Source organism: Paraeggerthella sp. (genome assembly GCF_048427265.1).
Taxonomy (GTDB): Bacteria; Actinomycetota; Coriobacteriia; order Coriobacteriales; family Eggerthellaceae; genus Paraeggerthella; species Paraeggerthella hominis.
In genome coordinates this window covers 17,086-30,552 of record NZ_DBFOSR010000121.1, presented here as the reverse complement: position 1 = coordinate 30,552, position 13,467 = coordinate 17,086, and the positions used below count along the sequence as shown (strand labels likewise).

The window sequence follows — 13,467 nt, the reverse complement described above, 5'->3', positions numbered from 1 at the left end:
ACGGCTCGGCGTGTCCTCTGAGCGCATTGATTTCGCACGTCATTGCGGTATCGACTTCGACCACTGGCTCGCCGGCTTCGGAGATACCGAGGAGGCCGTACGGAAGAGCGTCGACATGGTGCGCGCGCATCCCGTCATGCCTCCGCACGTGCGCGTCACGGGCTGCGTGATGGATTCGGAAACCGGAGAGCTCGCCATCATCTGCTAAGGGTAAGCCCCGCGCGCGCAACGAAGAACGCATTGTCGCCCGAAACGTACGGTTTTGCCGCGAAAACCGTACGTTTCGGGCGACAATGTGCTTGCAGCAGTGTGCGTGCAACGACGTGTGTGCAACGACGTCGGCGACCTCGCAGCGCTACGCCCACAAGTACGTCACCCCGCGCCCTTCCGCGGCGGCCTCGATCCCCCACTGGGCGAACAAGCCGTCGTGATACGTGTCGGGACGGTAAGTTTTCGGCTGACCGTAGCCGTCGATCACCTGAATGGCATTCAACATGTGCTGCGCAATGACAGCGGGATTGTCGGCCTCGGCGGCACTGGCGGGCAGGGTTCGCCACACGTAGGCAAGCGGACGACCGTACTTGTCAACCTGGTTGGTATCGTACTGCAGCCACAACGTGTCGCCCTCGCCCACAAGCCCCTTCATGTGGTCGGACGCCCATACGCCCTCTTCGCGATTACGCTCCTTTTGCGGCGCCACGCTTTCGGGCGTGTCTATGCCGATAAGCCTCACCGACGCACGCTCGCCATCGGCAAAAAGCACCGCCAGCGTATCGCCGTCCACAACGTGCCGGACCGTCACCTGGTCGAACGCAGCAGGATCCGCGTTCGCACGCTGAACGTCGGTCGAGCGCTTCGCGTCCTGCTCGGCAGCGCGGCGCGCATCTTCCGTTACATGCGCGGCCTCCAACCCGGCAGACGCAGTCGGACGCGCACCCGACCCGTCAGGCGAACCCCCTCCCGACGAAGCAAGCTGCGGCCCCGCCCATGCGGCAACCGCCAGCGCAAGCAGCAGCAAACCGCTTGCGATCCTGCCCGCCGGACTCTTTCCCAGCCGCTTCGCCATGCGCCGCGCAGCTCGCCGAACGTCCCGCTCCTTCACCGGCGGAAAGCGCCCGTCGCTCACGCCCGCTCCCCTGCGCTCATGATCACGTCGCCGCTCAACGACATGATGCGCACACGCAACACGCGCCCGTTCTCAACCTCCATCCGCCCCGTGCAACGAGGAAACCCGCCGCGCGGGCGAAATGCAGCTCCCGGACACAGAAAATACTCCGCGGGACGAGCGTCTGCGCCGGTCAGCAATTCCGGAACGTGCGTGTGCCCGTGAACGCACACCTGCGGAATGGGATCGCCCGCAGCAAGCCCCGCGCACCCGTTGAACCCTATGCGAACATCGCGCGGGTAATGCGCGACCAGAAAACGTACGCCGTCGATAACCGGATGCGCGAACCGACCCACGCGCGATCCGTACTCATCGAAATCGTTGTTCCCCAATACTGCCGTTGTGGGGGCAAGCGCCTCCAGAGCACGCAAGATATCAGGGCTGCCGATGTCTCCCGCATGAATGATGTGGTCAACGTCGGCCATAGCCGCCAGCGCATCATCGGACAGATTCCCGTGAGTGTCGGATATAAGGCCAATTACCGTCATGTGCGCATCCTTTCCTCGAATGCGCACCAGTATAGGCCATCTGCCAAGAGCAAGCCCCTCCTTCAGCGAAGCGTCAAAACCGCAAAGGCATGCTGCAAACCCCCTAAGGTCAACGAGAATGTTACGTTTTAGCACTCTCGCTTGACGAGTGCTAAAACGCGTACTATAAATGAATCGTACAAACAAACGACGCAACCGAGGCTTGAGTCACGCCCATGCGACGACGTACCTGCATGACGTGCACGCAAGCCGCACGAAATGGAGATGATGAACATGGCAATGATGGTACCCATGCGCAGGAACCGCAACCTTCTCAGCGAGCTGATGACCGACCCCTTTGACGCATTCCTCAACACGGCAGCCGCGCCAATGCAGGCAATGCAGAAGATGTCGCCCGCCCTCATGCGCACCGACATCAAGGAAACCGACGAGGCATACCAGCTGACCATCGACCTTCCGGGCTTCAAGAAGGAAGACGTGCAGGCAGAGCTCAAGGACGGCTACCTTAGCATCACCGCGCAAACGCAATCCGAATCCGAGGACAAGGATGAAAAGGGCACGTACGTGCGCAAGGAGCGCTTCAGCGGAAAATGCAGCCGCACCTTCTACGTGGGAGACGATATCGAAGAAGACGACATCAAGGCTAAATTCGAAGACGGCGTGCTGAAGATCGCCGTGCCCAAGAAGCAAGAGCAGCCCAAGATCGAGGAGAAGAAGACCATCTCGATCGAAGGCTAGCACAGCATCGGACCGCACTGAAAACGCGGACGGCAGCAAAAGAAACGAGCAGGGCGGCCCCAAAGCTGCCCTGCTCTACGAATGAGGCGAGAGGGCGGAGTCGATGACTCCGCCCTCTCGCCTCATTGCTACACTATACAAAATGCAACAATCGCCTAAGGAGACCCCGTGACCGCAACCGCGCCCCGCCTCAAAGACATCCGACAGGTAGCAGACGGATGGATCAAGAAGTACGTGCTCACCTACACCATGCCGGACGGATCGCTGTACGAATACGAAAGCGCATCCAGAAAAGGAGAAGACGCCTACCGTCGCGCACTCGAAGCAAATGCCGCCGGGAACCCAACTCCTCCCGACGCCGTATCCATCGTGCCTCAAACCCCCGACGGAAAACTGCTCCTGATCAGGGAATTTCGCTATCCGCTGAACAGTTGGTGCATCGCGTTTCCGGCCGGCCTCATGGAGCCGGGAGAAAGCCTGGCGGAATGCGTCGATCGAGAGCTTCGCGAAGAAACAGGGTACGCGCTGCGAACCAACCTAGGCGCTCAAGCAATCGACCCGCTGCCGCAAGCCGGCTTCTCGTCCACGGGGCTAACCGACGAGACCGTGCACGTTGTGTTCGCCCAGGTCGAGAAAGCGGCGGACGCGCAACCGGAACCCGCCGAGCTCATCGAGCCGTTCCTGCTCGACATCGCCGACGTCCCGCGATTCCTTGCAGAAAACACCACCCCGTTGGGCACCCGCGTCCAGTTGGTGCTGGAAGCCTTCGCGCACAGACGGTAGCCGCCAGCGCAAAGACGCCCCACACCAGCGGCCCACGCGACTTCGCGCCTTCGCACGCCGCAAGCAAACCAGCACGGGCCTCGCCTTCGGTTTTCAAGCCAGGCGAGGCCCGCACGTATCACGGAAAAACGCACATCGCACGCTTCAGCTGCTAACCCTCCAACTTACGACGATAGGCGCGCACCGCAATCAGCGACAACGCTGCCGCCGCACCGGCAATGCCAGCAAATGCTGCAGCGGGGAAAACAGCGTCTCCCGTCTTGGGAATAGCTTGCGCCGCTGCACGGCTGTCCGTTTTTGCAGCAACGACCTTCGCCGCATCAGTCGACCCGGCGGCCTGGCCCTGGCCGCCAGACGGCGCAGGCGAGGACCCGGACGTCCCGGCATTTCCAGGATTCGATGGAACAGGCTTGTCAGACGCGTTGGAATTTCCCGGGGCGTCCCCGCCCGGAGTGCTGGGGTCGTTCGGCTCCGGAGCCGGAGGCTCCTCGGCATCGGGAACGCTCACTTCTACGGGCATCGTTGCGATATTGCTCTCGGCACCTTCGCAAATTCGCTCTGCGAACAGGTAAAGCTTGTCGGTTTCTTTATTGAAATCGGCGGGCAGCTCAAATGAAACCGAACCGCTCTCGCCCGAAACCTTGCCCACGGTGCCGTAGCCGACAGGGGTACCGGTCCTCCAATCGCCACCGCGCACCACAAGGGCGGACACTACGCGATCATCCTGATCGAGGACGGCGCTTCGCGACATTCGACCAGAAGGGGAGGCGTTGGCCGCATACTCTACGGAGATCTTTTCGCCGTCAACGCGAGGGCTGCTCGCATCGAACTTCCAATCATCGTTGATCAGCGTGAGTTTCCAAGCGTTATCTTCGGTGGCCAAAGGCTTCTGAATGCCCGAAGGAGCCGCCGCAGACGCCGGCGTAGTCAACAAAACCTTGCTCGGATCAAGCGTGATACCGGGCTGAACTCCCAGATTGGGGGTATAGGGCATCATAGTGTTGAAGCCGCTTTCAAGGTCTCCGTCTGGCAGAACAATCAAGACCATCGTCATGAACGACATGCTTTCGTCGGTCGTGCGAGTCAAAAGCGATATCTCCTTCGCCGCACGCGATTCATTGGAAACGAACCCGTAAGCCTTGTTCCGGTAATCCTGTATCGAAAGCGCGAAAACCCTGTCCTGCGTGGCAGGCGCCACCTCTTTCGATGCGTCCGCCAAAGACAACGACTTCACTTCCGTGGTCTTCACCGCTTCCTTGGACAGTGCGTCGAACGTCTTGTTGAACCACTCGTCGTTCAGGTACGTACGCAGCGTGGCGGTATTCCAGAACAACTCGCTGGCAGGAATGGACATATCGGTGTTCCATGCCTGACCGGTAACGGTGTGCTCCGAATTGAGCAGGACCCCATCCTTGGAAGTCTGCAGAACCCTCCAGGAAATCGGCTTCCCTTGGTCGTCCTTGCCGAAGTATACACGGCTGCCAGCCCAGGGCTTGCCCGGAGCGCTCTCGTCCGAAAACGGGGCGTTGAATCCGGAAATACCCAGGTTAACCGTATTGCCGCTACCCGCATTCTCCGCAATGGAAAGCTTATCCATCGCCTCGGTCAACGCCGCGAGCGCGTCGTTGACCGTCGTCTGCGCGTGAGAGGTGTCGGCAGCCACGTCCTTGGCTCGAGCAAGCGCCTCGGAAAGCACGGCGAAGCTCGACGCCGTGTAGGCCGGCGCGGCAAGACCGGAGGCCTTCTCTATGGCCGCGGCAAGCTTGCGGAAGTCTGCCGTGGTGCGAATCGTGCTCCAGTCGAATGCCAGGGTATGTATTTTGTCGGGACTGGCCGAAGTTGCCGTCACCTTCGCCTTGTACAGACCGGTGCTTGCGAAGTAAGGCAGATCGAACGTCCAGGTTGCCCCGCCGTCGTCATGCTGCTCGATCGCATTGTTCGCAGCGGCCTCCCCTTCGCGATCGAGAAGCGTTGCCGCCGACACCTGATAGGCTCCTAGAAAATCAGAGTACGGGTTGAAACGCAGCGTCGCCTTGATGGTGCCGGCTTCGTCAACGTCGAACCGGGCTTCAAGGTCAAGCGCTCGACTTCCCGTGGGGTCCTGATCGGTCACGTCGACATAGTAGGTACGACCCGCTTCAAAGGGGCTTTTCGCCGCAGCGTTCAGCCCCTGAACAGCGTTGTTGACGGCGTCGATCGACGCCTGGAACTGTTCGGGCGTCGAATCAGGATTGGCAAGAACCGCATCCGCATCCGCAATCGCGGCCTTCAACTTACCGAAAGAATCCTCGGTGTAGTCGTTCGCGGAGTACTTTTTGGCGCTTTCCACCAAACCGGCCAGCGTATCGCCCAAGCCGCCCGTCTTCTTCAACGTGGGCCATTTCACATACAACAGCGCGTCTCTGTTCATGATGTCAGAGCGCATCTCAACGCGATACAAGCCGTCATTGGGCACATACGGCAAGACGAACTGGCAGATAGCGGAGTTGTCTTCGCCCAACTTGAACGAAACCCCTTCGATGAAGTTGCTCTGGGAACCCTCTTCATACACGCCAAGGTCGCTCGCATGCACATCAAGGCCCATGATCTGGGCGGGCACGAAGTGCAGCGTGATGCGCGCCCGACCCGAACCGTCCACGTCGATCTCGGCGTTTTTAGCCAACATGCCGGCAGACATCGACGGCTCGGAAGGATTGCCGGCGTCATGGACGTCAACCGAAACCGTATAGCTTGACCCTGCATCGAGCGGCGGCGCGACGCCCTCCGCTCGAGCCACGCTCGGCGTAATGCTCAACCCCGTCAGCGCTATCATAAGCGCCAACGCAGCCGCGCATACCCGGCGAACCGGTTGCAACGTACTTGTCATATCGTTCGCTCCTTTCTCATGATTCTTCGTATAGCTTGTCCTTTTGCGGAAAGCCGCTTTCATACCGCTAACACGTACGGCTTGCCCCGTACGCGCACCACGTCCAGGTCAACTCCGTACACCTGGCTTAGAAAAGCGGGGGTCACCACATCGTGCGGCGCTCCCTGCGCAACAATCCGCCCCTGCACCAAGGCCACGATCTCATCGCTGTACTCGATGGCTTGATTCATATCGTGCAGCACCATGACCACGGTCATGCCGTGCTCTTCGTTGAGCATGCGCACCAACTTGAGTATTTCCAGCTGGTAGCGCACATCCAAAAACGTGGTAGGCTCGTCAAGCAGCAGCACATTCGCCCCCTGGGCAAGCGCCATGGCCATCCACACGCGCTGGCGCTGTCCGCCCGAAAGCGACGAAATGACGCGATGCTCGACATCCTTCAAATCGCAGGTAGCAAGAGCCCACTCGATCATGCGAGCATCCTGCTCCCGATCGGGCAAAGACCGTCGCACCCCCAGCTTTCGATAGGGAGAACGCCCGTAGCCGACCAAAGTTCGCACCTCCGCGTCAGCCGGAGCCATATTGTGCTGATGCACAACCGACACCAACTTGGCGAAGTCCGCAGGACGCACGTCCGCAACGTTTCCGGCGCGCAAGAACACCCGGCCTTCCTGCGGCTTGAGGCGCTTGGTCATCACGTTGAACAGCGTTGTCTTTCCGGAACCGTTCGCTCCGAGCAGCGTGGTCACCGCCCCTTCGCGCACGACAAGATCCAGTCCCTTGAACACGCGGGTCGACCCGTACGAAAATCCAACGCCCTCAAGGGTGAACGCGTTACCCGCCATACGTATCACGCGCCCTTCTCAGCAGCAAAATGAACGCGGGGCCGCCCACTACCGACATGACGACAGCGGCGCTAATCTCGTACGGTGCGGCAATGGTTCGTCCCACGGTGTCGGCCAACAGCAGGCAAAACGCGCCGAGCACCATAGAATACGGAATAAGCAGCCGGTGTCCCGACCCCACCAAAATGCGCGCACAATGCGGGACCACCAAGCCTAAAAAGCTGATCGGTCCCACGATAGCCGTGGCAACCGATGCCAACAAAACGGCAAAAGCGGAAACCACCAGGCGGTTTTTCGTCACGTCCACGCCAAGCGAAGCAGCCGTCTCGTCGCTCAGCGACAAAAGATCGCAACGCCTGGCAACAAACAGGGCCGGAACCAACCCGGCAAGCGCATACCCCGCAAGCGTGAAGAAATCGCTCCACGTTTTAGCCGAGATGTTCGCATCAACCAAGCTGGCAACGCCCGTCAACACCCCGCCCGATCCCGTGCTGAACGCAGAAGACAGCCCGGCGAATAGAGTGCTCATCGCGATGCCGGTCAAGATGATGCGCACAGGCGCGAGCGCTCCCCCTTTCCACGACAACGCGTACACCAGCGCGAACGCAAGAAGGCCCCCTGCGCACGCGGCAATCGGCATGAAAAAGAACAGCGAGGGTGCAAACGCCGTCACCAAAATAGCAGCGAACGACGCGCCCGCGTTGACGCCGATAATGCCCGGATCCGCCAAAGGATTGCGCACGGCCGCCTGCAGCAGCACGCCCGACACAGCCAAGGACGCGCCGGCCACAAGCGCAATGAATATACGGGGGAAGCGCAGGTCGAAAATGGTTGCAACCCGATCGTCGTAGGCCACAAACAAGCCCGCAAGCAGCTCGTCGACAGGCACCTTGAGCGTGCCCGCATTGACGGCGAACGCGAACAGCGCTGCCACGGCACCTACCGTAAGCGCGAATGCCGCGATATTTCTGGCTTTACGCATAGCTCCTTGTCCTAAACGGTTTCGCCGTTGCCGTACAGCAGCGGCTTAAGTTCTTCGAGCGCTTCCGGATAGGCAAACGTCGCGCTCATCCCGAATCGCTCATGCGAAAGGTCGTAGACGCGCCCCGCACGCACGGCACGGAAGTGCTTCCACGTGTCGTTCGAGGAAAACTCCTGAGCGAACATCTCCATGACCTGGTCGGGAAGAGCATGCGACATACGCAAAATGACATCCGGGTCGCGATCGAGCATGTCCTCGACGCTCACGTTAACGAATGCGTCCGCAGCATCTGCGTACACGTTTTCGCCACCGGCCTGCTGCACAAGGCTGCCCGCGTAACTTCGCGGCGTCGCCACCAAATACGACCCGGGAACGCCCATGAGAACCAGAACGCGCGGGCGGACAAGCCCTTCTATTCCCTGCCGATACGCAGTCATGAACGCTTCGTATTCAGCGCGCGCCTTCAGCGCCTCGGCTTCGCGCCCGAAAGCGATGCCCAGGTAATCCATCGAGCGATGCAAGCCCTCCACGCTGTTCAGGTCAACGAACATGGAAGGCGCTCCTATCTGAGCGAACTTCGGCTGCAAGTCGTTCAGCAGCGATCCGGGCGCCACGATGCAATCGGGCCGCAACATCGACAATTTCTCCAGGTCGGGTCCCATAGGAGGGCCTACCACCTCCGCATCGCCGTATCGCTGCGGCAATGCGCGCGACGTAGCGGGAACGCCCACCAGGTCAAGGTCAAGCCGATCGCACATGCTTGCAACGGCCGGCGAAGTGGCCACGATGCGCTTTCCCGATCGCTCGTCCCCGCCGTCGCGCGCAGGATGCTGGTCCACGCACGAGGAAAGGGCGCACAGCACAGCCAGGCACAGCGCCGCAAGCCCAGCCCGGGCAAACGTCTTCCTGCTCATGCAACGAAGCCCTAAGCCTCGGGCGGCGCGCTGCCGCCATGCCCCGCTGCCGCTGCGGCAGCGCTATCGCTTCGCGCCTTGCGCTTGCGACCGTACGCCAGGTAGTACGTCGCAGCCACGGCCACGACTGCCGCCGTAGCTGCAACCGCGGCGATCGCATACGTCTGAGGAGAAGCGAAGATCGGGGCAGCAGAGCCCGTCACCTCGCGACCTTCGCCGTCGAACTCCCTCACGCCCGAGCCTGCGGAATCGCCGGACGCGGCAGTTGAAGCGGCAGAGCCCTCCAACGCTTCGCTCGATCCCCGAGCCGTTCCACCGTCCGGCGCTTGGCTCTGCTCGGACCCCTGGCCAGCAACGATGCTTTCGACAAAACCTTCCGAGTTTCCGGGAACCGCATCGGACAACTGCACGAAGTACACCACCGAGCGCCCCATGGGATGCACGTACATCGAAATGCGCAACGTAGCCTGCGCCGATGCCACCTGCGCACGATAGTCCGCCGTATTGAGCTCGGCATCGCGCTGCATTATCTCGGCCGCAACGTCCTCGGAATAAACGCCCGTACGATCGACGTCGGAGGCAATGCTGACCTCGCCGATCTGGTCAGCTTGGGAAAGCCTGATGGTCACGAACTCGCTTCCGTCCGCATCTTTCTCGACAAGCGCCGAGGATCCGGTAATGCCTTGGCTCATCGACGTCCCCAAAGCCTCGCTTGCCTGCCCGCCCGAATCCTCGATCACGCCGGTGTCGGGATTAGCGTAGCTCGCATGAACCGCAGCTGTCGAAACCGATGAAACTACCGCATGAGCAGGAGAACCGCCAACGGAAAGCGCAGCAGAGAACGCCAGGGCAACAACGGCGACAAACGCGCGCGAGGACTTCACGGCGAACGATGGCCGCACGTTCAACGACCTTCCCCTCGCCCCTGCAGCGAAAAGCGTCGCCGCGCTGCCGCGCCGACCGCAACCGCTCCCGCCGCAACCGCAGCGGCTCCCGCGGCAACAGACAAGCCGTCGTCACCGGTCTTCGGCAGATACGAACCTTGCGCACCGCCGGAAGCGGGACTATTGCCGGTCTTTCCGCTGGTCGGAACACCTGCGTCGCCCGACCCCAAATCCTTCACCTTTGCATCTCCCAAATACAGATGCAGGTCGGCAGACACGTCGCCGCCGCCCATTTCGCGCATGGGCTTGATGGTCATCGTGATGGGCAGCACCACGGTATCCTTCGAAGCTGCGATCACCACGCTGTACGTACGGCTTGCGCCGTTTTCGCTCACCACCGAGGCCGCGTATCCGCCGTACGAGAGTTTTTCGACGTAATCCGACCTGTTCGTCGTGAAGCGCACTTCGAACATCCCATCGGAACGAGGAACCACGTAAGCGGTGTCGCCGAAATACTGATCGGCCATCGACAGCTCGCCGGAATTCGCCTTGTAAAACTTCATAGGCACGGCATACGTATGCCCGGCAACGTATTCGGCGCGAGAGGAAGCGGCGCTCGGCTGCTGAGGCTGCGAGGGAGTTGTCGTCGAGTTCCCGTTTCCGTTCGAGGCGTCGGTATCCGGCTTTTCAGGCGTCGGAGCAGGCTGTTCGGTTCCGGGACCCTCCGGAACAACGGGGTCGACCGCATCAGGCGAGCCGTTGAACGTCTCGATAGCCGACGCTAAATCCGCTTCGGCAGCCACGATCTCCTCCGGCGTTGCAGCGGCGCCCTTTTCGACAACGGCACGGGCGCGCGCGATAGCATCCTGCAAAGATCGATACGCCTCGTCGCTCTTGCCACCCTGCGCGATGGCGGCGGCTTCATCGACAAGGGTCTCCAAGGGTCGGCCCTCGCCGTCAAGGCTGTCAACCGTCAAGCCGCTCCAGTCGATCAGGACCGCAGCGGTCTGGCGATTGTCGCCCATGGCCTGCGCGCCAAGTCGCAACGCAACGTAACCGGAAGTCTTGGCAACCTCGCCCAAAGGAACATCCGCCACGAACGGCCTACCGGCTTCGCCGCCAAAGTCCACAACTGCAACATCGGATCCGTTGGTGACAAGCGCGTTCCCATCCACGTGATACGACCCGAAATATCCCAGGTAGTTGCAGTACTGACCCAGAACCTGCCCGCTCATATTGAGGCTGAGCGTGTACGCCCCATGACGCACCGTCAGCAAACCAATCGGATCCAGCGCACTGCTTGCAATCGAACCCTGAGACGAACTCAAGTTGGAAGCCTGCAGCATGCGCACCGGAACCGCATAAGTTCCGTTCGCAAGATTATCCTTGTCCAAGGAGACAGAGCTTCCCGTCGCTGCCTCTGCAGTCGGCATCGGCGCTGCGCCAACAGCCATGGCCTGCGCCGGCACTGCGCCCGCCGCCAAAGCAAACGCCAGCGCAACAGCAGAGCCTCGCGCGACAACGCCCGCCTTCATCGAATGTTCCATGGATATCCTTTCGTGTCGAACCGCCCGCTTCAAAGGGCTTTCCCCTGCATTACATGCATGCGAAATATATTATTAGCTTAGTAGTAATATGTTATCTAAGGCTAACTTTTTGACACGATACCACAGAACTTTACAAATTCCTATGCAAAAGTTTTTCCGAACTTTGCCGCTACGCCAAAATCGGCACGGATCGAAGACGCCGTTTTGCCACGCGCCTCGCTCGCTCGAAGCGGCAGTCTCATCAAATGGGTGGCAGCGTTTCCTATGCGAAGAAGGCGCGCGCACGAAAAATCGCTTTCCGTGGCAGGTTTTGACGGTTTGAGGTCGTCGAAGCCGGCGAATCGCGCGCACCCGAAGACATCACGCAGCGACCCAACGCCGTGATCAGGTAAAACAGAATGCAAATCAGACGACGAGAGAAGCGGCGCCCCGTTCGACGACCTCAAACCGCAAGAACCTGCCAGCCAGCAAGCTTTTACGAACCCCACGTGCAAAACAAGGCGGCCGAAGACGCGCGCAGCCGTCGCCGGATGGCTGCGCGCGTCTTCGGCCGCCTCGCATTCCTCAGCCAGCATCGTTTTCTCAACCCGGCACGCAATCTCTGCGGCGGAACAAGCAGGAAAGGCTACCGCGCGTCGTTCGGAACCCGCCCCTCAAGGCGCCGGCTCAGCAGGAAGAACGCAATCCCCGAGCCCAACGCGGCACCCGCGGTGTCAACCGCCCAATCCACGGGATCGCACATGCGACCAGGAACGAACAACTGATGGAACTCATCGGTCACGCCGTACAGACTGCCGCACGCAACAGCCAGCGCGCAAGCACGTCGAAGGGGCATGTGGCAACGCAGCGCATTCGCCCACAACGCACCGAACACGGTGTATTCGCAGAAATGCGCAATCGAGTTGATGGCATCGGCCTCGGGTCCCAAGATGTGCGCCTGCAGCTCCTTCAACGCCTGATACAGGTGCGAAAGGAGTCCCGTGCCTTGATTCAGATCGCTGCCCGTGTTCGCCGACATGCAAAAGATGAACACCGCCCAAGCAGCAACCGCCAACCAGCTCAGAATCGTGAATCGCTTGGATTTCAGGTGGCCCATCAGCGATTTGCCACCTTGATCTGCAGGCTTTCCATCGTATCGAGGGCAGCCTCGTTCAAGCGGGCGTCGAACGAACCCGTGCATGCAGCATCAACCGTAACCGGCACATCGGGACATGCGGTCTTCACCAGCACCGCATTGGCCACCACGCATATATTGGACACCAACCCCACCAGCTCGATCTCCTCGAACGGCAGCGCTCCCGCTTCGTCGGCTGCGCGCTGGGCCGACCTCAACCAATCGAACAACTCGACCGAGCCGAAAACGGGCTTGAAAAACACTTTGTCAGAGTCGAGCAGTTCCGAAGCAACCGCTCCGTACAGCTTGTGACCAGGCGTATTCTCGATGCAGTGTTCAACCGGAAGGTTGCGCCCTTCCTGGGTGCTCAGGTAGTCGGATCCGTGCGTATCGAACGTAAATACAACGTCGTCCCCCCGTTTCCGGTACTCCGAAACCTTGTTCGCAATAGGCTGCGCGAGCTTTTCCGCTCCCGCAAAGCCCAACGCGCCATCCACAAAGTCAACCTGATAGTCCACCACAATCAGCAAGCGACTCACGTGTATTCCTCCTCTGTCTTACCGCCAACTCACCCGAGCTTCGCCATCTGAGCGCGCGCCTTGTCCATCTGATCCTCAACGTCAATGCCCACGATGTCCAAGCCCTCCGCCGCCACGAAACGCGTTTCCGGTATTCCGAACATGCGCGCAATGCCGCACAGATAGTCGTATCCGAAGTTCGCATCCCCCACGAAGCCGCCGGACGTCGTAAGGTACGTGAGGGTCGCCGCCTTGCACAAGCCCTCGCACCGCGCATCCTCGGTAAAATGAAACGTGCTGTCGCACACGCTGACATGCTCCAGATACACCTTGAGCGAAGCCGGGAACGAGAGGTCCCAGTACGGCGCGCCAATTACAATGTCATCCGCCTCGGCGAACTGGCGCGACAGCGCGAATATCGGATCGTCCCACGCACCCGCAGTCTGCTTCTCCACGCGATCCGCCACCATATCGGCGTCAAAAGGCTTCAACGCGAGCGCCGCCAAGTCAACTTCGACGACGTCCTGTTTCCGCGCAAGGTACTCGCGGCACAACGTAAGTGTACGGGAATCATGCCCCCTCATGCAGGCATTCACGAACAATGTGGTCATTGCGGCTCCTAT

At 60.6% G+C, this 13,467-nt stretch carries 13 protein-coding genes and 1 pseudogene; 3 read left to right on the top strand and 11 right to left on the bottom strand.

The window, feature by feature from the left end; translation table 11 throughout:
* A pseudogene (locus ACMNI9_RS10955) lies at positions 1-208 on the top strand (carbonic anhydrase); the annotation flags it as partial.
* 147 nt (positions 209-355) lie between these two features.
* On the opposite strand, the gene ACMNI9_RS10950 reads toward ACMNI9_RS10955, so the two are convergent.
* Together ACMNI9_RS10950 and ACMNI9_RS10945 are read right to left on the bottom strand one after the other, a co-directional pair.
* A complete protein-coding gene (locus ACMNI9_RS10950) occupies positions 356-1,126 on the bottom strand; it encodes a thermonuclease family protein (protein WP_181792517.1) in 771 nt (256 codons plus the stop codon).
* Positions 1,123-1,653: a metallophosphoesterase family protein gene (locus ACMNI9_RS10945; RefSeq protein WP_114566161.1), complete on the bottom strand. Its 531-nt coding sequence runs from the start codon at positions 1,651-1,653 to the stop codon at positions 1,123-1,125. Before ACMNI9_RS10945 ends, ACMNI9_RS10950 begins: the two co-directional genes overlap by 4 nt.
* A 273-nt stretch (positions 1,654-1,926) precedes the next feature.
* On the opposite strand from ACMNI9_RS10945, the gene ACMNI9_RS10940 reads away from it, so the two are divergent.
* Together ACMNI9_RS10940 and ACMNI9_RS10935 are read left to right on the top strand one after the other, a co-directional pair.
* The gene (locus tag ACMNI9_RS10940; RefSeq protein ID WP_114566288.1) at positions 1,927-2,391 is read left to right on the top strand and encodes an Hsp20/alpha crystallin family protein; all 465 of its coding nucleotides are present in this window, start codon (positions 1,927-1,929) and stop codon (positions 2,389-2,391) included.
* A 168-nt stretch (positions 2,392-2,559) separates the two neighbouring features.
* Positions 2,560-3,174 carry an NUDIX hydrolase gene (locus tag ACMNI9_RS10935; protein WP_114566160.1) on the top strand — a complete coding sequence of 205 codons (615 nt, stop codon included), beginning with the start codon at positions 2,560-2,562 and terminating at the stop codon, positions 3,172-3,174.
* A 151-nt stretch (positions 3,175-3,325) separates the two neighbouring features.
* On the opposite strand, the gene ACMNI9_RS10930 is transcribed toward ACMNI9_RS10935, so the two are convergent.
* The 9 genes from ACMNI9_RS10930 to ACMNI9_RS10890 form a co-directional block, all read right to left on the bottom strand.
* Complete coding sequence (locus ACMNI9_RS10930) at positions 3,326-6,040, bottom strand: DUF6273 domain-containing protein (RefSeq protein ID WP_418832086.1); 2,715 nt, start codon at positions 6,038-6,040, stop codon at positions 3,326-3,328.
* Positions 6,041-6,099: 59 nt separating this feature from the next.
* Complete coding sequence (locus ACMNI9_RS10925; protein WP_114566158.1) at positions 6,100-6,885, bottom strand: ABC transporter ATP-binding protein; 786 nt, start codon at positions 6,883-6,885, stop codon at positions 6,100-6,102.
* Positions 6,875-7,867: a FecCD family ABC transporter permease gene (locus ACMNI9_RS10920; protein ID WP_114566157.1), complete on the bottom strand. Its 993-nt coding sequence runs from the start codon at positions 7,865-7,867 to the stop codon at positions 6,875-6,877. Before ACMNI9_RS10920 ends, ACMNI9_RS10925 begins: the two co-directional genes overlap by 11 nt.
* An 11-nt stretch (positions 7,868-7,878) precedes the next feature.
* Complete coding sequence (gene isdE, locus ACMNI9_RS10915) at positions 7,879-8,781, bottom strand: heme ABC transporter substrate-binding protein IsdE (RefSeq protein ID WP_418832083.1); 903 nt, start codon at positions 8,779-8,781, stop codon at positions 7,879-7,881.
* An 11-nt stretch (positions 8,782-8,792) separates the two neighbouring features.
* Positions 8,793-9,683: a heme-binding Shp domain-containing protein gene (locus ACMNI9_RS10910; RefSeq protein ID WP_418832092.1), complete on the bottom strand. Its 891-nt coding sequence runs from the start codon at positions 9,681-9,683 to the stop codon at positions 8,793-8,795.
* 2 nt (positions 9,684-9,685) lie between these two features.
* The gene (locus tag ACMNI9_RS10905; RefSeq protein WP_418832081.1) at positions 9,686-11,212 is read right to left on the bottom strand and encodes an NEAT domain-containing protein; all 1,527 of its coding nucleotides are present in this window, start codon (positions 11,210-11,212) and stop codon (positions 9,686-9,688) included.
* Positions 11,213-11,837: 625 nt separating this feature from the next.
* Positions 11,838-12,308 (bottom strand): VanZ family protein, encoded by a 471-nt coding sequence (locus tag ACMNI9_RS10900; protein ID WP_216529997.1) that lies wholly within the window; start codon positions 12,306-12,308, stop codon positions 11,838-11,840.
* A complete protein-coding gene (locus ACMNI9_RS10895; protein WP_418832077.1) occupies positions 12,308-12,865 on the bottom strand; it encodes a cysteine hydrolase family protein in 558 nt (185 codons plus the stop codon). Before ACMNI9_RS10895 ends, ACMNI9_RS10900 begins: the two co-directional genes overlap by 1 nt.
* Positions 12,866-12,894: 29 nt before the next feature.
* Entirely contained in the window at positions 12,895-13,455 is a 561-nt protein-coding gene (locus ACMNI9_RS10890; RefSeq protein ID WP_216529999.1) for an NAD(P)H-dependent oxidoreductase, read from the bottom strand.
* Positions 13,456-13,467: the final 12 nt, after the last annotated feature.

What these genes read in the sequence shown, in the direction of transcription:
- ACMNI9_RS10920 (WP_114566157.1), bottom strand. Translation starts at nt 7,867, where the DNA reads ATGCGTAAAGCCAGAAATATCGCGGCATTCGCGCTTACGGTAGGTGCC.
- ACMNI9_RS10945 (WP_114566161.1), bottom strand. Translation starts at nt 1,653, where the DNA reads ATGACGGTAATTGGCCTTATATCCGACACTCACGGGAATCTGTCCGAT.
- isdE (WP_418832083.1), bottom strand. Translation starts at nt 8,781, where the DNA reads ATGAGCAGGAAGACGTTTGCCCGGGCTGGGCTTGCGGCGCTGTGCCTG.
- ACMNI9_RS10905 (WP_418832081.1), bottom strand. Translation starts at nt 11,212, where the DNA reads ATGGAACATTCGATGAAGGCGGGCGTTGTCGCGCGAGGCTCTGCTGTT.
- ACMNI9_RS10940 (WP_114566288.1), top strand. Translation starts at nt 1,927, where the DNA reads ATGGCAATGATGGTACCCATGCGCAGGAACCGCAACCTTCTCAGCGAG.
- ACMNI9_RS10925 (WP_114566158.1), bottom strand. Translation starts at nt 6,885, where the DNA reads ATGGCGGGTAACGCGTTCACCCTTGAGGGCGTTGGATTTTCGTACGGG.
- ACMNI9_RS10900 (WP_216529997.1), bottom strand. Translation starts at nt 12,308, where the DNA reads ATGGGCCACCTGAAATCCAAGCGATTCACGATTCTGAGCTGGTTGGCG.
- ACMNI9_RS10930 (WP_418832086.1), bottom strand. Translation starts at nt 6,040, where the DNA reads ATGACAAGTACGTTGCAACCGGTTCGCCGGGTATGCGCGGCTGCGTTG.
- ACMNI9_RS10890 (WP_216529999.1), bottom strand. Translation starts at nt 13,455, where the DNA reads ATGACCACATTGTTCGTGAATGCCTGCATGAGGGGGCATGATTCCCGT.